This is a genomic window from Mycobacterium sp. DL (genome assembly GCF_039729195.1).
GTDB classification, from domain to species: Bacteria; Actinomycetota; Actinomycetes; order Mycobacteriales; family Mycobacteriaceae; genus Mycobacterium; species Mycobacterium hippocampi_A.
Genome location: NZ_CP155796.1, coordinates 4,965,558 through 4,984,669 on the forward strand (window position 1 = coordinate 4,965,558; position 19,112 = coordinate 4,984,669).

At 67.9% G+C, this 19,112-nt stretch carries 19 protein-coding genes; 14 read left to right on the plus strand and 5 right to left on the minus strand.

Translation table 11 applies throughout. The features are described 5' to 3' along the window. The first annotated feature begins 7 nt into the window (after positions 1-7). Genes ABDC78_RS23740 through ABDC78_RS23750 form a run of 3 tightly spaced genes read left to right on the plus strand, consistent with a single transcriptional unit; the run spans position 8 to position 2,673 of the window. Positions 8-298 (plus strand): hypothetical protein, encoded by a 291-nt coding sequence (locus ABDC78_RS23740; protein WP_178361188.1) that lies wholly within the window; start codon positions 8-10, stop codon positions 296-298. Continuing rightward, the gene (locus tag ABDC78_RS23745) at positions 285-2,294 is read left to right on the plus strand and encodes a thioredoxin domain-containing protein (protein ID WP_178361128.1); all 2,010 of its coding nucleotides are present in this window, start codon (positions 285-287) and stop codon (positions 2,292-2,294) included. Before ABDC78_RS23740 ends, ABDC78_RS23745 begins: the two co-directional genes overlap by 14 nt. 10 nt (positions 2,295-2,304) lie before the next feature. Next, complete coding sequence (locus ABDC78_RS23750; RefSeq protein ID WP_178361129.1) at positions 2,305-2,673, plus strand: nuclear transport factor 2 family protein; 369 nt, start codon at positions 2,305-2,307, stop codon at positions 2,671-2,673. 52 nt (positions 2,674-2,725) lie between these two features. Here ABDC78_RS23750 and ABDC78_RS23755 read toward each other — a convergent pair whose 3' ends face one another. After that, the gene (locus ABDC78_RS23755) at positions 2,726-3,472 is read right to left on the minus strand and encodes a hemolysin III family protein (protein ID WP_347133209.1); all 747 of its coding nucleotides are present in this window, start codon (positions 3,470-3,472) and stop codon (positions 2,726-2,728) included. 55 nt (positions 3,473-3,527) lie between these two features. On the opposite strand from ABDC78_RS23755, the gene ABDC78_RS23760 reads away from it, so the two are divergent. From ABDC78_RS23760 to ABDC78_RS23775, 4 genes are all read left to right on the plus strand, one after another. Then, entirely contained in the window at positions 3,528-4,319 is a 792-nt protein-coding gene (locus ABDC78_RS23760; protein WP_178361131.1) for a (2Z,6E)-farnesyl diphosphate synthase, read from the plus strand. A 10-nt stretch (positions 4,320-4,329) separates the two neighbouring features. Beyond that, positions 4,330-5,679 carry a hypothetical protein gene (locus tag ABDC78_RS23765; protein ID WP_178361132.1) on the plus strand — a complete coding sequence of 450 codons (1,350 nt, stop codon included), beginning with the start codon at positions 4,330-4,332 and terminating at the stop codon, positions 5,677-5,679. A gap of 145 nt (positions 5,680-5,824) precedes the next feature. After that, complete coding sequence (locus ABDC78_RS23770; protein ID WP_178361133.1) at positions 5,825-6,250, plus strand: hypothetical protein; 426 nt, start codon at positions 5,825-5,827, stop codon at positions 6,248-6,250. A gap of 100 nt (positions 6,251-6,350) precedes the next feature. Continuing rightward, the gene (locus ABDC78_RS23775; protein ID WP_178361134.1) at positions 6,351-6,764 is read left to right on the plus strand and encodes a hypothetical protein; all 414 of its coding nucleotides are present in this window, start codon (positions 6,351-6,353) and stop codon (positions 6,762-6,764) included. Between the two features lie 54 nt (positions 6,765-6,818). On the opposite strand, the gene coaA is transcribed toward ABDC78_RS23775, so the two are convergent. Next, positions 6,819-7,757, minus strand: coding sequence for a type I pantothenate kinase (coaA, locus tag ABDC78_RS23780; protein ID WP_178361135.1), 939 nt, complete (start codon positions 7,755-7,757; stop codon positions 6,819-6,821). Between the two features lie 31 nt (positions 7,758-7,788). Between coaA and ABDC78_RS23785 the strand changes: the two genes are divergently transcribed. The 5 genes from ABDC78_RS23785 to ABDC78_RS23805 all read left to right on the plus strand — a co-directional run bounded on the left by ABDC78_RS23785 (position 7,789) and on the right by ABDC78_RS23805 (position 13,794). Next, entirely contained in the window at positions 7,789-8,997 is a 1,209-nt protein-coding gene (locus ABDC78_RS23785) for a DUF885 domain-containing protein (RefSeq protein ID WP_178361136.1), read from the plus strand. Between the two features lie 55 nt (positions 8,998-9,052). Next, positions 9,053-10,537 carry a glycine hydroxymethyltransferase gene (locus tag ABDC78_RS23790; protein WP_178361137.1) on the plus strand — a complete coding sequence of 495 codons (1,485 nt, stop codon included), beginning with the start codon at positions 9,053-9,055 and terminating at the stop codon, positions 10,535-10,537. 61 nt (positions 10,538-10,598) lie between these two features. Further along, on the plus strand, positions 10,599-11,426 hold the full coding sequence (locus ABDC78_RS23795; protein WP_178361138.1) for an acyl-ACP desaturase: 828 nt from the start codon (positions 10,599-10,601) through the stop codon (positions 11,424-11,426). Between the two features lie 202 nt (positions 11,427-11,628). Continuing rightward, entirely contained in the window at positions 11,629-12,942 is a 1,314-nt protein-coding gene (locus ABDC78_RS23800; RefSeq protein ID WP_178361139.1) for a PhoH family protein, read from the plus strand. A 126-nt stretch (positions 12,943-13,068) separates the two neighbouring features. Next, entirely contained in the window at positions 13,069-13,794 is a 726-nt protein-coding gene (locus ABDC78_RS23805) for a polysaccharide deacetylase family protein (RefSeq protein WP_178361140.1), read from the plus strand. 24 nt (positions 13,795-13,818) lie between these two features. On the opposite strand, the gene ABDC78_RS23810 is transcribed toward ABDC78_RS23805, so the two are convergent. After that, positions 13,819-15,240, minus strand: a complete 1,422-nt coding sequence (locus ABDC78_RS23810) for a class II fumarate hydratase (protein ID WP_178361141.1) — start codon at positions 15,238-15,240, stop codon at positions 13,819-13,821. A 23-nt stretch (positions 15,241-15,263) separates the two neighbouring features. Then, positions 15,264-16,292 (minus strand): class II fructose-bisphosphatase, encoded by a 1,029-nt coding sequence (glpX, locus tag ABDC78_RS23815; RefSeq protein WP_178361142.1) that lies wholly within the window; start codon positions 16,290-16,292, stop codon positions 15,264-15,266. Positions 16,293-16,346: 54 nt separating this feature from the next. On the opposite strand from glpX, the gene ABDC78_RS23820 reads away from it, so the two are divergent. After that, entirely contained in the window at positions 16,347-17,084 is a 738-nt protein-coding gene (locus ABDC78_RS23820) for a DUF4245 domain-containing protein (protein WP_178361143.1), read from the plus strand. A 14-nt stretch (positions 17,085-17,098) separates the two neighbouring features. After that, positions 17,099-17,893, plus strand: a complete 795-nt coding sequence (locus ABDC78_RS23825) for a dienelactone hydrolase family protein (protein ID WP_178361144.1) — start codon at positions 17,099-17,101, stop codon at positions 17,891-17,893. On the opposite strand, the gene ABDC78_RS23830 is transcribed toward ABDC78_RS23825, so the two are convergent. After that, positions 17,874-19,088, minus strand: a complete 1,215-nt coding sequence (locus ABDC78_RS23830; RefSeq protein WP_178361145.1) for an AI-2E family transporter — start codon at positions 19,086-19,088, stop codon at positions 17,874-17,876. The genes ABDC78_RS23825 and ABDC78_RS23830 overlap by 20 nt on opposite strands. Between the last annotated feature and the right edge of the window lie 24 nt (positions 19,089-19,112).

Genomic DNA, 19,112 nt, shown 5'->3' on the forward strand with positions numbered 1-19,112 from the left:
CAGTGTGATGACGTTCGGCATCGAAGTGATGAGCGGGGTGCTGGCTCAGGACGGTCCGCAGCAGACCGGTCCCGACTTCGGCAAGGCCAGCCCGTTCGGCCTGATCGTGATCGTGTTTCTGCTGATCGCGGTGTTCCTGCTGGTGTGGTCGATGAACCGGCACCTGCGGCGGTTGCCGGAGTCGTTCGACCGGGACAATCCCGAACCGGACCAGGCCGTCGACGACGGCACCATCGGAATCGACACCGACCTCACCACCGAGAACCCCGCCGACGGGACGAAACGTGAGCCGGGCTGACGCCCCGCTGAACACCCTCGCTACGGCGACGAGTCCCTACCTGCGTCAACATGCCGACAACCCGGTGCACTGGAAGCAGTGGACCGCTGAGGCGCTGGACCTGGCGGCGCAGCGCGATGTGCCGATCCTGCTGTCGATCGGGTACGCGGCGTGTCACTGGTGTCACGTCATGGCACACGAGTCCTTCGACGACGGTGAGGTCGCCGAGGTGATGAATTCGGACTTCGTCTGCATCAAGGTCGACCGCGAGGAGCGTCCCGATCTGGACGCGGTCTACATGAACGCGACGGTGGCGTTGACCGGGCAGGGCGGCTGGCCGATGACCTGCTTCCTGACCCCCGACGGCCGCCCGTTCTTCTGCGGCACCTACTACCCGAAGCCGAGCTTTCTGGAACTGCTCGCCGCGGTGACCGAGACGTGGCGGACCCGACGTGCCGAGGTCGAGGACACCTCCGACCGGATCGCCGATGAGCTCCGGTCGATGGCCGCGGGTCTGCCCGGAGGCGGTCCGCCGGTGGCGCCGACGGTGTGCGACGACGCGGTCGCGGCCGTACTGCGCGACGAGGACGTCGCCAACGGCGGCTTCGGCCGTGCGCCGAAGTTCCCGCCGTCGGCTCTGCTGGAGGCGCTGTTGCGCAACCACGAGCGCACCGGTTCCGGCGCGCCCCTGGCGGCGGTCGTGCGGGCGACGGAGGCGATGGCGCGCGGCGGCCTCCACGACCAGCTCGCCGGAGGGTTCGCCCGCTACAGCGTCGACGAATCCTGGGTGGTGCCGCACTTCGAGAAGATGCTCTACGACAACGCCCAGCTGTTGCGGGTCTACGCACACCGGGCCCGATCCACCGGGGATCCGTTGGCGATGACGATCGCCGACGCGACCGCGAGGTTCATGCTCGATGAGCTGCGCAGCGACGGAATGTTCGTGTCGTCCCTGGACGCCGACGCCGCAGGGGTGGAGGGCTCGACCTACGTCTGGACACCCGGACAGCTGACAGACGTGCTCGGTGAGACCGACGGGCGTTGGGCCGCAGAGCTATTCGAGGTGACGGTCGAGGGCACGTTCGAGGACGGGGCATCGGTGCTGCAGCTGCGCGGCGACCCGGATGACGTCACACGGTTCGACCGGGTGCGCACCGCTCTACTGGAATCGCGGTCGCGTCGGCCGCAGCCCGCGCGCGACGACAAGGTCGTCGCTGCGTGGAACGGGTTGGCCGTGACCGCGCTCGCCGAAGCCGCAGTCGGGCTCGGGCGTCGTGAATTGCTCAGCGCAGCAACACATTGTGCGCGCCGCATCCTCGACCTCCACGTGGTGAACGGTCGACTCAGGCGTTCCAGCCTCGGTGGCGAGGTCGGGGACAGCGTGGCGATCCTGGAAGACCACGCGGCGCTGGCGACCGGACTGCTGACCCTGCACCAGGCGACGGGCGAGCAGGCGTGGCTCGACGACGCGATGATGCTGCTCGATCTGGCGCTGGACCATTTCGCCGATCCGGACCGGGACGGACGCTGGTACGACGTCGCCGACGACGCTGAACAGTTGGTGATGCGTCCCGCCGATCCGCTCGACGGTGCGACCCCGTCTGGAGCATCGCTGATCGCCGAAGCGCTCCAGCTGGCAGCACATCTGGCCCCGGCGGACCGTGCGCAGCGGTACGCCGCCGCCGCCGAGTCGACACTGGCCTACGCGACGGTGCTGCTCGCCCGGGCGCCACGCGCGAGTGGGCACTGGCTGGCGGTCGCCGAAGCCGCGGTGCGCGGCCCGATCCAGGTTGCGGTCGCGTGTGATCCGGCGTCGTCTGAGCTTCTCGACGCCGCGCGCAGGCTGGCGCCGGGCGGGGCGGTGGTGGTCGGCGGCCCGCAGAATTCCTCCGAGCTGCTGATCGACCGGCCGCGGGTGGGTGGGTCCGACGCGGCGTACGTGTGCCGTGGCAGGACCTGCGACATGCCCGTCACGACCGTCGAGGATCTTGCTGCCGCGCTCGGGCGCCCCGTGTAGCGTCCCGCACATGAGTTTCGAGCCGGATGTGTTGCAGGGTTTCGTCCAGCGGTACCTCGACACCGTGTCCAGTGGCACCGCTGACGAGGTAGCTGCGCTCTACGCCGAAGACGCCACCCTCGAAGATCCCGTGGGCGGCGGCGAGGTCCACATCGGGCGGAAGGCCATCGCCGGGTTCTACTCGGGTATGGGTGGCACGGAGATCAAGACCGAACTGCTGAGCTTCCGCGCAGGCGGACACGAGGCGGCCTTCGCCTTCGCCATCACCGTGGGCGGGGCGATGCGCATCGAGCCCATCGAGGTGATGGCGTTCGACGGCGACGGCAAGATCACGTCGATGAAGGCCTACTGGGGTCCGCAGAACATCACCCAGCTGTAGCGAATCGGGCGCGCTGACCGCCCCGCAGCGTCGTGTGCCGCGCGGAAATCACTCAGAAGACGGCGAACCACATCGCGACGTAGTGGCAGATCGCCGCGACCGCCGTGCACGCGTGGAAGAACTCGTGGTGGCCGAACGTCGTCGGCCATGGGTTCGGCCATTTCAGCGCGTAGAGCACGCCGCCGACGCTGTACAGCGCACCGCCGACGATCAGGAGCACCACCGCCGCGACGCCTGCGCCGTGGGTGATCGGACCGATGAACCAGGCCGCCACCCAGCCCAGCAGGATGTAGAGCGGCACCCCGAGCCAGCGCGGCGCCGACGGCCACAGCATCTTCAGTGCGACGCCGGCCGTCGCACCGCCCCAGACGATCCAGAACAGCGTCATGCCGCTGCTCTCGGGTAACGCGAGAAGGGCGAACGGGGTGTAACTGCCCGCGATGAACACGAAGATCATCGAGTGGTCGGCACGCTTCATCCAGGTGCGCGCGGTGGCCGACTTCCAGGTGACCCGGTGGTAGGTGCCGCTGACGGCGAACATCGCGACGATGGTCAGGGTGTAGATCAGCGTGGCGATGCCAGCGCGCGTCGACACCTGAGACCACGACACCGCCACCAGCGCAGTGCCTGCGATGGCTGCCACCCCGGCCGAATACACGTGGATCCAGCCCCGGGCGCGTGGCTTGCCCAGGAACTGCGCGACGCCGTCGGCGACGGCTTCGGGGAAGTCCTCAGGTCCGCTTCGCGAGCTTTCGCGGTCGGGATCAGCGGTATCGACAGGATCACGAAACGAGGCCACGTCACCTCCACTGAGTTGCGTAGGGTTTCCTCGCGTCACAGTAGTCTGGACCATCGTGGACCTCATTCCGCGGCGTCTCAAGGAGCCGATGTACCGGCTCTACGAGCTGCGGCTGCGCCAGGGTCTGACACCCTCCCGGTCGGAGCTGCCCCGTCACATCGCGGTGTTGTGCGACGGCAACCGGCGCTGGGCCCGCGAGCTGGGGCACGACGACGTCAGCTACGGCTACCGCGTGGGTGCGCACAAGATCGCCGAGATGCTGCGCTGGTGCCAGGAAGCCGGCATCGAGATGGCGACGGTGTATCTGCTGTCCACCGAGAACCTGCGGCGTGACGCCGACGAGCTGGCCTCGCTCATCGAGATCATCACCGAGGTCGTCGAGGAGATCTGCGCGCCCGCCAACCAGTGGAGCGTGCGCACCGTCGGCGACCTCGAACTCATCGGCGAGGAACCGGCCAGGAGGTTGCGCGACGCGGTGCAGTCGACCGGCGGCAACGGCGGGACGTTCCACGTCAATGTCGCGGTGGGCTACGGCGGACGTCAGGAGATCGTCGACGCCGTCCGTGCCCTGCTGGCCAAGGAGCTCGCCAACGGGGCCACCGGCGATCGGCTGATCGAAGCGGTCACCGCCGAGGCGATCTCGGAGAACCTGTACACCTCCGGCCAGCCCGATCCCGACCTGGTTATCCGCACCTCGGGCGAGCAGCGATTGTCGGGTTTTCTGCTGTGGCAGAGCGCCTATTCGGAGATGTGGTTCACCGAGGCGTACTGGCCCGAGTTCCGCCGGGTCGACTTCCTGCGCGCCCTGCGTGACTACAGCGCCAGGCATCGACGCTACGGGCGCTAGGAAGTCAGCCATGGTCGCCCTGTCCGCAGTCGTCTTCGCGCTGAGCTGGTGGCTGGGTCTCTATCTGCTGGCCCGCGATCCCCGTAAGCCGGTGCTGGTGCTGGCGTCGATCGGGCTGACCAGCTTCGCCCTCGTGGTGGCGCTGGATACGGTCCGGCTGGTCAGTGCTTCGGAGTTGCTGAGTCGGATCGAGATCTACCTCGTCGCTTTGCCCGGCATCGCCTGGTTCGCGGTCCTGCTGGAGCTCTCACGCCCGCGCGACACCTGGCGCAGCAGGGCGAGTGAGGCCGCGTCGGTGGCCTGCGTCGCGGTGGTCGCATTCACCGGTGCTGCGATGGCCGGATCAGTGGACGGCCCGCTGCGGCTGGGCCACTGGGTGATGTTCGCCGCGGTGTCGGTCCCGTCGCTGGCGGCGATGGTGCACACGGCGATCCGGCGCACTCAGCCCGGGCCGGTGGTGGGCTTCATCGTGGTGGCGACGTTGTTCTTCGCGCTCGGCAACGCGATCCTGGTGATCCCGCTCGGGTTGGTGCCCAGCTGGTTGGCGTTGGCGTCCACAGGTTTCGACGTCGCGCTGCTCGGCATCGCGGTGGCGATAGGGGATGCGTTCGACGAGGGCCAGGCGTTGCGTGGCGACATGCTGCGGTCGTTTGTCGGGACGACCGTGGTGGCCGTCCTCTTCGGCGGCCAACTGCTGATCGGCATGGCTGTCGCGGGCCAGAACACCACATTGGTCGTGCTGCTGTTCACCAGCCTCGCGATCGCCATCGCGATCAACGTGCTCGCCGATCCACTGGCCGGTCTGTTCGACCGGCTCGCGTTCTCCCGTTCACCGGCGCTGCGCGCCGACCGCGCCGCGCTGCGCAGCACCGAGGCAGCACTGCCGCTGCGGTCCGGCAATCCGTTGGACGGCATGGACGAAGAGACCTTCGTCCGGGTGACCCGCCGCGCGCTCGGGCACTACGGGGATCTGTCCAAGCTGGTGGCCAGCCCACTGACGGCGCTGCCTGCGATCGACGAGCGACTGGCCAGACGCGGCGCGCCGGACCAACCGCTGGAGCGGGCCAACGAACTTCGGGCTCTTCTGGCCGAACGGATCGCGGGCCTCAAACCACGAGACGGCGGTGACTTCGGCACCACCGAGCAGTGGCGCCATTACAACTCGCTGTACTTCCCCTACGTCGTCGGTGTCCGGGCCTACGCCCAGAACGCCACGGCGGCGGGCCTGGACCCGGTCGCCCGCCAGGCCTGGCACTGGCTGGTCGCCGAGGTGCCGCAGCGGTCGTTGCACAACTGGCAGAACGCGGCAGCGCGGGTGATCGCCACCGACCTGCGGAGCAGCTTCGCGCCCGTCCGCTGACGCCGGAATTGCGTTCCAGCAGGCCTGCACTCGATCTCTTGCGTGCCGGAATGCAATTCCGGCGAGCAGGTCCTGACCTGCGGTTGGCAGTAGTTGGCAGCATTCGGTGTCGAGCTGGCAGTGAGTTCTGCGCACCGTAGGTGACATGACCGCCATCACCACCGGCACCGTCGCCGCGAGAGCCGCCACGGCCGGAACCGAATCGCAACTGCTGCGCTTCGCGCTGCGTGCCGACGCCACCCTGTGCGCGGGCGTCGGACTGTTCGTCGCCATGGCCGCCGACCCGCTCGCGCGGCTGTCCGGGTTGTCGCCGACCGCCGAGTGGGCGTTCGGCGCGGCACTGGTCGCCTACGGCGCACTGCTCTATCTGAGTGCCCGTGTCGCCGACGTGCGTCTCGTCGGCGTGGGGGTCCTCGCCGGCAACATCGTGTTCGCCGTCGCGACCACGGTTGTCCTCGCCGCGGGTTGGCTGCCGCTGACCGGATTCGGCGTTGCGGTGACGGTGGCGTTCACCGCCGTCACCCTGGGCTTCGCCGCCCTGCAGTACCTCGGGATCCGCCGTCTGGTGTGAGCCCTTCATGGGTTGGGCCCGGAGTCGCCGTCGTAAGAGGTTGCGGCGTCGACTCCGGGACCGGCCACCTCCGAATAACCCCTCGAGAAAGGAATCACCCATGACCGCCACCATCTCTCCCCGACTCAACGAGGCGACCGACTCGCTGTTGCGATTCGCCATGCGAGCCGACGCCGTCCTGAGCGGGCTGACCGGTGTTGCGCTGCTGGCCTTCGCCCCTCAGGTCGCCGAGATCTCGGGCACCACCCCTGTCATCGAGTACGCGACCGGCGGGTTCTTCGTGGTCTTCGCCGCGGCTGTGCTGGTTCTTGCCGCACGCCCGGCGATCCGCACGTCAGGTCTGGTGTTGGCGATCGGCAACGCGCTGTTCAGCGTCGCCACCGTGGCCGTCGTCCTGTCCGGGGTGTGGCCGCTGACCACCACCGGTGTAGTCCTGGTGCTCGGTACCGGGGTGTACACGCTGGTGATGGCCGAGTTGCAGTACCAGGGCGTGCGCCGCATCCCGAAGGCGTGACCATCGGGGAGCCACCTGTGCACGAAACACGTGCCACAGGTGGCCCTTCGGCGTTCACAGCTTCCGCAGGCGCAGCCGGTTGATCGAATGATCGGCGTCCTTGCGCAGCACGAGCGTGGCACGCGGCCTGGTCGGCAGGATGTTGTCGATCAGGTTCGGCCGATTGATCGAATGCCAGATGTCGCGGGCGGCGAAGACGGCCTGCTCGTCGGTCAGCGTCGAGTAGTGGTGGAAATGCGAGGCCGGATCGGCGAAGGCGCCGTCGCGCATCGACAGGAACCTTGAGATGTACCAGCCCTCGATGTCCTCGATGCGCGCGTCGACGTACACCGAGAAATCGAACAGGTCGGAGACCATCAGGGCCGGGCCGGTCTGCAGCACGTTGAGGCCCTCGAGAATGAGGATGTCAGGGTGCTGGATGATCTGCTTCTCGCCGTGCACGATGTCGTAGAGCAGGTGTGAGTACACCGGCGCGCACACCGTGTCAGAACCCGCCTTCACCGCGGTGACGAAACGCATCAGACCTCTGCGGTCGTAACTCTCGGGAAAACCTTTGCGGTGCATCAGGTTCCGCCGGTTGAGTTCGGCGTTGGGATAGAGGAAGCCGTCGGTGGTGACGAGATCGACGCGAGGGTGGTGCTCCCATCGCGCCAGTAGCGCCTGCAGCACACGGGCGGTGGTCGACTTGCCGACTGCCACGCTGCCGGCGACTCCGATGACAAACGGCACCGGCCGGTCCGGGTTCTGTTGTGGCTCACCGAGGAAGTCCGCGGTCGTGGCGAACAGCGCCTGACGAGCGGCGACCTGGAGATGGATCAGCCGGGCCAGTGGCAGGTAGACCTCTTCGACCTCGAGCAGGTCGATCTTCTCGCCCAGACCCCGCAGCCGGACTAGCTCGTCCTCGGTCAGTTTCAGCGGCGTCGACATTCGAAGTGCACGCCACTGACTTCGGTCGAACTCCACGTAGGGGCTGGGTTCGCTCAGCCGCGCCATGGGCACAGTCTTGCAGTTAGCGTATGGAGCCATGGACCTAGGTCGGGATTCAAGCACCCTGATCCGCGAATACCTGATGCTCGGACTGCGCTTCGACAGAGTCGAGGAAGGTTACGTCGACTCGTTCACCGGCGACCCCGCGCTCAAGCGCGCCGTCGCTGCCGAGCCGCAGCCCGACCCCGCGGATCTGGCCCGTCAAGCCGGGCGACTGCTCGCCGAGCTACCGGCGGGGCTCGACGAGGCGCGCGCCGCCTTCGTCGGTGCGCACCTGCGGGCGCTGGCCTGCGCGGGCCGTAAGTTCGCCGGTGAAGAGGTCGGGTTCGTCGACGAGGTCGAGGCCTATTTCGACGTCACGATCACCAAGGGTGATCCCGAGCGGTACCGCGCTGCGCACCTCGAGCTGGACGAGGCACTCGGCGGTTCCGGCCCGCTCACCGAGCGCATGCAGAACCACCGCGCGTCGGAGCAGGTCCCGCCGGCCCGCCTCGAGGAGTGCATCCACGCGTTCTCCAGCGCCCTGCGCGACCGCGTCCGCGCGACGTTCCCGCTGTCGGCCAGGGAGACCGTCACCTACGAGGTCGTCACCGACAAGCCGTGGTCCGGGTTCAACTACTACCTCGGCGACTACCAGTCCACGGTCGCCGTCAACGCCGACCTCAAACAGCAGATGTCGAACCTGCCCCGTTTGGTGGCCCACGAGTCCTATCCGGGACACCACACCGAGCACTGCCGCAAGGAAGCGGGCCTCGTCGAGGGCAAGGGGCAGGCCGAGCAGACGATCTTCCTGGTCAACACCCCGCAATGCCTGATGGCGGAGGGGCTTGCCGATCTGGCGCTGTATGCAGCGGTTGGCCCCGGTTGGGGCACCTGGGCGACCGACATCTACGCCGACCTGGGACTGCGGTTCGACGGTGCGCGCTCCGAGACGGTGTCGGAGGCGACGGCCGCGCTGGCCGACGTCCGCCAGGACGCCGCGCTGATGCTGCACGACGAGCACCGCGACGTCGACGACGTGGTCGACTACCTCAAACGCTGGCTGCTGGTCGACGACGAGCGGGCCCGGCAGATGCTGCGCTTCCTGTCGTCGCCGCTGTGGCGCGCTTACACCAGCACCTACGTGGAGGGTTATCGGCTGCTGCGGGGCTGGTTGGACGCCCGCCCCGACAACGTGGGCCTGACCGAACGATTCGGCACCCTGCTCGACGAGCCACTGATTCCGTCATCGCTGCGTACTGCCTGAGGGCCGCGCGGACTAGGGGTGGGGGAGGCGCACCGTCCCGACTACTCTGAACCCCATGACTCTCGATTCTGGGATCTCCGTGACCCGCTCTACTCCCGCCCTGGGCGCCGAGTACGCCGAGACCGCGAGTGAGGCCTACCGGGCCGCGCTGCAGGTGATCGAGAGCGTCGAGCCGCGGATCGCCGCTGCCACCCGCAAAGAGCTTGCCGATCAACGGGATTCACTCAAGCTGATCGCCAGCGAGAACTACGCATCGCCCGCGGTGCTGTTGACCATGGGCACCTGGTTCTCCGACAAGTACGCCGAGGGCACCATCGGGCACCGGTTCTACGCGGCCTGCCAGAACGTCGACACCGTCGAGGCGCTGGCCGCCGAGCATGCCCGCGAGCTGTTCGGCGCCCCGTACGCCTACGTGCAGCCGCACTCCGGCATCGACGCCAACCTCGTCGCCTACTGGGCCATTCTCGCCACCCGCGTCGAGACCCCCGGCCTTGCCGAGTTCGGCGCGAAGCACGTCAACGACCTGTCCGAGGCCGACTGGGAGACGCTGCGCGGCAAGCTCGGCAACCAGCGGCTGCTGGGGATGTCGCTGGACACCGGCGGCCACCTCACCCACGGCTTCCGGCCCAACATCTCCGGCAAGATGTTCCACCAGCGCCAGTACGGCACCGACCCGGAAACCGGGCTTCTGGACTACGACGTGATAGCGGCCGCGGCCCGCGAGTTCAAGCCGCTGGTGCTCGTCGCCGGCTACTCCGCCTACCCGCGCCGGGTGAACTTCGCCAAGATGCGCGAGATCGCCGACGAGGTGGGCGCGACGCTGATGGTCGACATGGCGCACTTCGCCGGTCTGGTCGCGGGCAAGGTGTTCACCGGCGACGAGGACCCGGTGCCCCATGCGCACGTCACCACCACCACCACCCACAAGTCGCTGCGCGGACCCCGCGGCGGGTTGATCCTGGCCACCGAGGAATTCGCCCCCGCGGTCGACAAGGGCTGCCCGATGGTGCTCGGCGGCCCGCTGTCGCACGTGATGGCCGCCAAGGCCGTCGCGCTCGCCGAGGCGCGCCAGCCGGCATTCCAGGACTACGCCCAGCGCATCGCCGACAATGCCAAGGCGCTCGCCGAGGGTTTCCTCACCCGCGGCGCCCGCCTGGTCACCGGCGGCACCGACAACCACATCGTGCTGTTGGACGTGACCTCGTTCGGGCTCACCGGACGTCAGGCGGAGTCGGCGCTGCTGGACGCGGGGATCGTCACCAACCGCAACGCGATCCCCGCCGACCCCAACGGCGCCTGGTACACCAGCGGTATCCGCTTCGGCACGCCGGCGCTGACCACCCGCGGCTTCGGGGGCGACGATTTCGACCGTGTCGCCGACCTGGTGGTCGAGGTGCTCCAGAACACCCAACCGACGGCGGCCTCGAACGGTCCGTCGAAGGCCAAGTACGTCCTGGCCGACGGCACAGCCGAACGGGTGCACGCCGCGTCGGCCGAACTTCTGGCCGCCAATCCGCTGTATCCGGGCTTGACTCTGTAGCCCGACGACACTCCGGAACCCGATTTCGAGGAACATGTGAATTCGGGTTACAGTTACTTTTATGGCACAGAGACCTGTCCCTAACGCGCTGATCACCGAGCTCGAGCCGGTCGTCATGCAGGAGCTGCGGCGCCACCTCGACTCCGAGGATCTCTGGTACGCCCACGACTACGTGCCCTTCGACCAGGGTGAGAACTTCGCGTTCCTGGGCGGCAAGGACTGGGACCCGTCGGAGGTGACGCTGCCCAAGCACATCACCGACGCTCTCGAGATCCTGCTGATCACCAAGGACAACCTGGCCGGCTATCACCGCGAGCTCGTCGAGCACTTCATCCTCGAGGCCAAGTGGGGCCGCTGGCTGGGCCGCTGGACCGCCGAAGAGCACCTCCACGCCATCGCGTTGCGCAACTACCTGGTGGTCACCCGTGAGGTCGACCCCGTGGCCAACGAGGACGTCCGCGTCGAGCATGTGGTGCAGGGCTACCGCGCCGACACCTACAGCCAGCTGGAGACGCTGGCGTTCATGGCGTTCTTCGAGCGCGCCCACGCGGTGTACTGCCGCAATCTGGCTGCGCAGACCGAGGACCCGACGCTCGCGGAGATGATCGGCCGCATCGCCAAGGACGAGGAACGCCACGAGGACTTCTTCGCCAAGCTCGTCAGCCACTGTCTGGTCTCCTCGCGGGACGAGACCGTCGACGCCATCAAGCGCCGCGCCGCCGAACTCGACGTCGTCGGCGGTGACATCGTCGCCTACCGCGACAAGGTGGCCAACGTCGCCGAGGCAGGCATCTTCGATCGGGCGCAGCTGCGTCAGGTCATCTCCGATCGCATCACCGCGTGGGGGCTGGCCGACGAGCCGACGCTGGCTCAGTTCATCAGCTCTTAACCCGCGGGCCTCTTCGGCACGGCGCGCCTGCGCGGCGCGAAAGCCGCACTCGGAGTAGCGTCGTCCGTGATGGCTAGCGACATGCTCTGCTATCCGGGCGGTCCCGATGATCTCGATCATGAAGGACCGGCCCCGGTCCTAGAGACCGCTGTGTGTCCACCGAGATGTTCGTGTGGGGCCGCGCGGGCTCGAGGAGCGCTACGTGACTGAATCGCTCGTCCGGACCTACGTGCTCGACACCTCCGTGCTGCTGTCCGATCCCTGGGCCTGCACACGGTTCGCCGAACACGAGGTGGTAGTTCCGTTGGTGGTCATCAGCGAACTGGAAGCCAAGCGGCATCATCATGAGCTCGGCTGGTTCGCTCGTCAGGCACTGCGGATGTTCGATGATCTCCGGCTCGAACACGGGCGGCTGGACCAGCCGATTCCGGTCGGCGATCACGGCGGCACACTGCACATCGAGCTCAACCACAGTGATCCGTCGGTGTTGCCCGCGGGCTTCCGCACCGACAGCAACGACTCGCGGATTCTGACCTGCGCGGCCAATCTGGCCGCGGAAGGCAAGCGAGTCACGTTGGTGACCAAGGACATTCCGCTGCGCGTGAAGGCCGGCGCCGTGGGCTTGCCTGCCGACGAATACCACGCACAGGATGTCGTCACGTCGGGATGGACCGGGATGGCGGAGGTCGAGGTCTCCAGCGAGGACATCGACGGCCTCTTCGCCGATGGTGACATCGACCTCGAGTCCGCGCGCGACCTGCCCTGCCATACCGGGGTCCGGTTGCTGGGCAGCAATTCTCACGCGCTGGGGCGGGTCAACGCCGACAAGCGGGTGCAACTGGTGCGCGGCGATCGGGAGGTGTTCGGCCTCCGGGGAAGGTCGGCCGAACAGCGGGTCGCACTCGATCTACTGCTCGACGAGTCCGTCGGCATCGTGTCACTCGGTGGCAAGGCGGGCACCGGAAAGTCCGCCCTGGCGCTGTGCGCCGGCCTGGAGGCCGTGCTGGAGCGGCGTACTCAGCGCAAGGTCGTGGTGTTCCGGCCGTTGTACGCGGTCGGTGGCCAGGAACTCGGCTACCTGCCCGGCAGCGAGAGCGAGAAGATGGGGCCGTGGGCGCAGGCGGTGTTCGACACGCTCGAGGGCCTCGCGAGCCCGGCGGTCCTCGAGGAGGTGCTCGCGCGCGGCATGCTGGAGGTGCTGCCGCTGACCCACATCCGGGGACGCTCTCTGCACGACTCGTTCGTGATCGTCGACGAGGCGCAGTCCCTGGAACGCAACGTGCTGCTCACCGTGCTGTCGCGGCTGGGGAGCGGGTCGCGGGTGGTGCTGACCCACGACGTCGCGCAGCGGGACAATCTGCGCGTCGGCCGCCACGACGGTGTCGCGGCGGTGATCGAGAAGCTCAAGGGTCACCCGCTCTTTGCGCACATCACCCTGCTGCGCAGCGAGCGTTCGCCGATCGCGGCGTTGGTCACCGAGATGCTCGAGGAGATCAGCCCCGGCGCCCTTCCCTGATCTGTGGCGCTGTCATCGCCGGAATTGCATTCCAGCAGGCCTGTTCTCGCTCGTCCACTGCTGGAATGCAATTCCGGCGTGCACGCGTCGCGCGTCGCACGCCGCACGGGCCGGTAGGCTTTCGGAGTGCGAAACGTCGTGGGCGTCGCTGTCGCTGCAGTGCTCCTCGCCGGTAGCCTGAGCGGCCACGCCCACGCAGACACCGTCGACTGCGCGCAGGTCAAGTGTGTGGCGCTGACCTTCGACGACGGGCCCGGACCGCACACCGACCGGCTACTGCAGATCCTGCAGGCCAACAACGCCGAGGCGACGTTCTTCCTGATCGGCGACAAGGTCGCGGCAGATCCCGCCGCCGCCAGGCGGATCGCCGACGCCGGCATGGAGATCGGCAACCACACCTGGCAGCACCCCGACATGACGGCGATCCCACCGCAGGACATACCGTCCCAGTTCAGCAGAGCCACCGAAGCCATCGAGGCCGCCACGGGCAGGCGGCCGACGCTGGCCCGCACCGGCGGTGGAACCGTCAACGAGACGGTGCTGGCCGAGGCCGGCCGCCAGGGCCTGGCCGACATCAATTGGGACGTGGTCCCTTTCGACTGGCTTCACGATCCCGACACCGCCCCGACACGGGCACTGCTGATGAGTCAGATCAGACCCGGTTCGGTGGTGGTGCTGCACGACACCTTCGCCTCGACGGTGGACCTGATGGAGCAGTTCATTCCGGTGCTCACCGGCAACGGCTACCACTTGGTGACCGTCTCCGAGATGCTCGGGCCGCGGGCACCCGGCAGCCTCTACGGCAGCCGCGAGAACGGCCCACCGGCCAACGTCCTGGTCGAACCGCAATGACGGCGGGCGGGCCCAGGCTCGTTCCTACTCGCCGTCTTTCACCTTCGCCATGGCCAGCACGTCGAGGCGCTTGTCCAACTCCTCCTCGGAGAGCTTGTCGCCGATCAGCCCGCGGTCGATGACCGTCTGGCGGATCGTCTTGCGCTCCTTGAGGGCCTCCTTGGCGACCTTGGCGGCCTCCTCGTAGCCGATCGCGGAGTTCAGCGGGGTGACGATCGAGGGCGACGACTCGGCCTGCTCCCGCAGGTGCGCCTCGTTGGCGATCAGGCCGTCGATGCACTTGGCGGCGAACAACTTCGACACGTTGGCCAGAAGCGTGAACGACTCCAGTGCGTTGCGCGCCATCATCGGGATGTAGACGTTCAACTCGAACGCACCGTTGCCGCCGCCCCATGTGATGGCCGCGTCGTTACCGATGACCTGGGCGGCGACCTGCGTCACCGCCTCGGGGATGACCGGGTTGACCTTGCCCGGCATGATCGAGCTACCCGGCTGCAGATCGGGCAGCTGCAGCTCGCCGAGCCCGGTCAACGGCCCCGACCCCATCCAGCGGATGTCGTTGGCGATCTTGGTCAACGAGACGGCGATGGTCTTGAGTGCTCCAGACGCCTCGACCAGGCCGTCACGAGCGGCCTGGGCTTCGAAAGAGTCAGATGCGGTGCGCAGTTCGGCGATACCGGTCTGGTCGACGAGGACGTCGACGACCTTCGCGCCGAAACCGTCCGGCGCATTGAGGCCGGTGCCCACCGCGGTGCCGCCGATGGCCAGCTCACCGAGCCGGGGCAGCGTCGCCTTGACGCGCTCGATCCCGGCCTCGATCTGGCGTGCGTAGCCGCCGAACTCCTGGCCGAGTGTCACCGGGACCGCGTCCATCAGGTGGGTGCGGCCGCTCTTGACGGTGGTGCGCCACTGGCGCGCCTTTCCGCGCAGCGACTCGTGAAGTATCTCCAACGCTGGAATGAGGTGGCGCACAGCAGCTTCGGTGGCGGCGATGTGCGTCGCGGTGGGGAAGGTGTCGTTGGAGCTCTGTGACATGTTGACGTCATCGTTCGGGTGCACCTTCACGCCGTTGGCGGCGGCGATGCCCGCGATCACCTCGTTGGTGTTCATGTTGGAACTGGTGCCCGAACCGGTCTGGAAGACGTCGATGGGGAACTGGTCGTCGTGGCGGCCGTCGGCGATCTCGGCGGCGGCGGCGATGATCGCGTCGGCCTTCTCCGCGGCGAGCAGCCCGAGGTCCTTGTTCACCTGTGCGCACGCGCCTTTGAGCAGGCCGAGTGCGCGGATCTGGGTGCGCTCGAGACCGCGTCCGGAGATCGGGAAGTTCTCGACGGCCCGCTGGGTCTGCGCGCGCCACAGCGCATCGATCGGCACCCGGACCTCGCCCATGGTGTCGTGCTCGATCCGGTACTCGCCTGCTTGCTGAACAGCGGCGTCGGTGCTCATGAATGCCCTTCGTGTGTCGGTGTTTACGGCAGCGGATATGCGGCGGATTTGTCGCCGGTGAAGTCGACCGAGGAATACTCGTTGAGCTTGGACAGACGGTGGTAGGCCTCGATCATTCTGACGGTCCCGGACTTCGAACGCATGACGATGGACTGCGTGGTGCAGCCGCCGCCGTAGAACTGCACGCCCTTGAGCAGGTCGCCGTCGGTGACTCCGGTGGCGGAGAAGAACACGTTCTCGCCAGACACCAGGTCCTCGGTGTGCAGCACCCGGTCGAGGTCGTGGCCACGATCCAGAGCCTTCTGTCGTTCGGCGTCATCTGTCGGGGCGAGCTGGGCCTGGATCGCGCCGCCCATGCAGCGGATCGCGGCGGCGGTGATGATGCCCTCCGGGGTGCCACCGATGCCGGCCAGCAGGTCGGTTCCCGAGCCGGGGCGGCAGGCGGCGATGGCGCCGGCGACGTCACCGTCGGAGATCAGCCGGATTCGGGCGCCCGCCTCGCGGACGTCGGCGATCAACTGGGCATGCCGGGGCCGGTCCAGGACGCACACCGTGAGGTCGGCGACGGTCAGATTCTTCGCCTGGGCGACGCGGCGGATGTTCTCGCCGATCGGGATGGTGATGTCGATGACGTCGACGGCGTCAGGTCCCACGGCGATCTTGTTCATGTAGAACACCGCCGACGGGTCGAACATGGCACCGCGCTCGGCGACGGCCAGCACCGCGATCGCGTTGGGCATGCCCTTGCTCATCAGCGTGGTGCCGTCGACGGGGTCGACTGCGAAGTCGCAGTCGGGTCCGTCGCCGTTGCCGACCTCCTCGCCGTTGTAGAGCATGGGGGCGTTGTCCTTCTCGCCCTCGCCGATCACGACGACGCCGCGCATCGACACCGAGTTCACCAGCTGGCGCATGGCGTCGACGGCCGCGCCGTCGCCGCCCTCCTTGTCGCCGCGGCCGACCCAGCGGCCGGCGGCCATGGCTCCCGCCTCGGTCACCCGCACGAGTTCGAGAGCAAGATTTCGGTCCGGGGCTTCGCGACGTGCGGCACTCATGGGCAGATTGTCCCATTAGTGGATGCACGATCGGGAGCTGGGATACTGGCAGGCATGACGACGCCACCCGAGCCGGGCCAGCGGGTCACCGGCGACCCGGGCAGCGAGCCCGAACACGCAGGCCACGACGGCCTGTCCCGAGGCGCGGGTGGCTACGGGGCGCCGGGCCCGCCTCCTGCGAAGCCTCGCCTGCTCCAGGACGGCCGCGACATGTTCTGGTCGATCGCACCCCTGGTGCTGGTCTGCATCCTTCTCGCCGGTGTGCTCGGGATGTGCTCGTTCGCACCGACAGGCCCCGGTGCGGGTCCGGTGCCCGACTACGACGCGCCCGCGGCACTGCAGGCCGATGCCGAGGCGCTCGACATCCCCATTCGGGTGCCGGCGCTGCCCGACGGGTGGGCGGCGAACTCCGGCAGCCGCAAAGGCATCGAAGGCGGGCGTACCGACCCGGTGACCGGACAGCAGGTGCGGGCGGTCAGCTCGACCGTCGGCTACCTGACGCCCAGCGGCATGTACCTGAGCCTGACACAGAGCAACGCCGACGAGGACAAGCTGATGGCCTCGCTCGGCACGGACCTGGTCCCGACGGGGACGCAGGAAGTCGACGGCGTCACGTGGGTCGTCTACCTGGGTGGCGAACGCGACGGCCGGGCCCCCGAACCCGTCTGGACTGCCCAGGTGCGGGGGCCCACCGGGCCTGCGCAGCTCGCCGTGACCGGGGCCGCAGGTACGGACGAGTACCGTACGCTGGCTGCTGCGACGCAAACCCAGCCGCCGCTGCCTGTCACTTGACTCCAGGAGACGCCATGAGCGCGCCCACAGCAGATCTGAGTGGATGGAGCGCCGCGCCGTTCACGGCGGCAGGCTTCACCTACGACGTCTACCGCAGGGGCGAAGGCCCCGGCGTCGTGCTCATCCCGGAGATGCCCGGCCTGCACCCCGGCGTGCTGGCGCTGGGAAATCATCTGGTGGACAACGGTTTCACCGTGGCCGCCCCGTCACTGTTCGGCACCCCGGGGGCGCCCGCGCTGCGGCCCGGAGCGCTGCCGGTGCTGCTGAAGGGTTGTGTGGCCAAGGAATTCGCCGCGATGGCGACCAATGCCGATCGACCGGTCGCGCATTATCTGAGGGCGTTGGCACGTGACCTCAATGCCCGGACTCCGGGCAAAGGCGTCGGCGTGATCGGCCAGTGCTTCACCGGTGGCTTCGCGCTGGCCGCCGCCGTCGACGACAGTGTGCTGGCGCCGGTGATGAGCCAGCCTTCGCTGCCGTTGCCGCTCACCCCGCGCCAGCGGCGCGACCCCGGGCTGTCCGAGAACGAACTACGGGTGATCGAACGCCGTGCCGCAGACGGATTGTGCGCGATGGGGTTGCGGTTCAGCGAAGACCCGATGTCACCGGGGGACCGGTTCACCACTCTCAAGGCCCGGCTCGGGGACGCGTTCGAGGTCATCGAGATCAACTCGAAGAAGGGCAACGTCCACGGCATCGGCCGCGCGGCGCATTCGGTGCTGACCGACCAGGTGCGCGAGGTCGACGGACACCCCGCCTACGAAGCCCGCAAACGGGTGGTCGAGTTCCTCAGGTCTCAGCTGGTGTAGCGGCGGCCGGGTCGGGCTCGGGCTCCGACTCGGTCCTGGGCTTGGGCTTGCCGGGGAGAATCCGGCGCCACCACGGAATCTGACGTTCGGCGTCGTCGTCCGACGGGTCAGCGCGGGTGCCGGTGATCGACTCCAGCGATGCTCCCTTGTCCACGGCCAGATACACGCTGATCGTCGTCACGATGACGATCATCATCACCGGGCCGAGCACGATCCCCCAGAAGCCGAACATCGTCAGGCCGGCGAACACCGCCAGCAGCATCAGTGCCGGGTGCAGGTGGGCGCTCTTGGGGACCAGGAACGGTCGTAGCAGGTTGTCGATGCTCGTCGTCACGATGATGTGGAACACCACGACGAAGATTCCGCCTGCGACGTTGCCGAAGATCGCCAGCCCGATGCCCAGTGGGATCGTGACGATGCCGCTGCCCAGGGGAATGAAGGACAGTGCCGTCAAGAAGATGACGAACATGAAGAAGCCGTCGTGCAGGCCGGCGATGTAGATCGACACGGCGCCTGCGAGACCTTGGCACACCGCGATGATGAGCTGGCCTTTGACGGTGGCCGACACCATGGCGCCGACCTTGTCGAGGTAGAGGTCGGACACCCGCTCACCCAGCGGATTCAGATCCCGGAACAGCGTCAGGACCCTGTCGCCTCTGGTCAGCAGCGCGACGAAGACGTAGAGGAAGATGATCATCCCCGTCACGACCGAGGCGATGCTGCCCACCGAATCGCGGAGGAACTCCAGCGCGATCTGCCCACCGCCCTGTCCGAGTCTGGCCGCCGCATCGCGGACCGAATCCTGAGTGAGGGTGACGTCCATGAACGGGATGCGCGCCAGCGCCTGGTTGGCCGAATCCAGCAGTCGCTGAGCCAATGCGGTGAAGTCGGTCTGGTCCACCCAATTGCTGACACTGGTCACCATCTGGCTGATCTGCAGGAACGCCAGGAAGGCCACCCCGGTCACCGGGACGGCGACAATGGCGATCGCGGCGAGAAGTGTTGCCGTGGCCGACAACCCGACATTCGTCTTCGCCAGGAGGCGTCGGTACAGCGGATTGAACAGGTACGCCAGCACCGCCGCCACCGCGATGAGCAGTACGTAGCCTCGCAGGAAGTAGGCGCCGAACGCGAGAGCGATCACCGTGAGGACGGCGAGAGCGCGCTTCTGTGTGACGGTGAAATCGTCCGTCATGCGCCCTCCCGACCCCCGCTGCTG

What these genes read in the sequence shown, in the direction of transcription:
- ABDC78_RS23775 (WP_178361134.1), top strand. Translation starts at nt 6,351, where the DNA reads ATGACCGCCACCATCTCTCCCCGACTCAACGAGGCGACCGACTCGCTG.
- ABDC78_RS23765 (WP_178361132.1), top strand. Translation starts at nt 4,330, where the DNA reads ATGGTCGCCCTGTCCGCAGTCGTCTTCGCGCTGAGCTGGTGGCTGGGT.
- ABDC78_RS23785 (WP_178361136.1), top strand. Translation starts at nt 7,789, where the DNA reads ATGGACCTAGGTCGGGATTCAAGCACCCTGATCCGCGAATACCTGATG.
- ABDC78_RS23795 (WP_178361138.1), top strand. Translation starts at nt 10,599, where the DNA reads ATGGCACAGAGACCTGTCCCTAACGCGCTGATCACCGAGCTCGAGCCG.
- ABDC78_RS23750 (WP_178361129.1), top strand. Translation starts at nt 2,305, where the DNA reads ATGAGTTTCGAGCCGGATGTGTTGCAGGGTTTCGTCCAGCGGTACCTC.
- ABDC78_RS23830 (WP_178361145.1), bottom strand. Translation starts at nt 19,088, where the DNA reads ATGACGGACGATTTCACCGTCACACAGAAGCGCGCTCTCGCCGTCCTC.
- ABDC78_RS23740 (WP_178361188.1), top strand. Translation starts at nt 8, where the DNA reads ATGACGTTCGGCATCGAAGTGATGAGCGGGGTGCTGGCTCAGGACGGT.
- ABDC78_RS23820 (WP_178361143.1), top strand. Translation starts at nt 16,347, where the DNA reads ATGACGACGCCACCCGAGCCGGGCCAGCGGGTCACCGGCGACCCGGGC.
- glpX (WP_178361142.1), bottom strand. Translation starts at nt 16,292, where the DNA reads ATGAGTGCCGCACGTCGCGAAGCCCCGGACCGAAATCTTGCTCTCGAA.
- ABDC78_RS23770 (WP_178361133.1), top strand. Translation starts at nt 5,825, where the DNA reads ATGACCGCCATCACCACCGGCACCGTCGCCGCGAGAGCCGCCACGGCC.
- ABDC78_RS23810 (WP_178361141.1), bottom strand. Translation starts at nt 15,240, where the DNA reads ATGAGCACCGACGCCGCTGTTCAGCAAGCAGGCGAGTACCGGATCGAG.
- ABDC78_RS23790 (WP_178361137.1), top strand. Translation starts at nt 9,053, where the DNA reads ATGACTCTCGATTCTGGGATCTCCGTGACCCGCTCTACTCCCGCCCTG.
- ABDC78_RS23825 (WP_178361144.1), top strand. Translation starts at nt 17,099, where the DNA reads ATGAGCGCGCCCACAGCAGATCTGAGTGGATGGAGCGCCGCGCCGTTC.
- coaA (WP_178361135.1), bottom strand. Translation starts at nt 7,757, where the DNA reads ATGGCGCGGCTGAGCGAACCCAGCCCCTACGTGGAGTTCGACCGAAGT.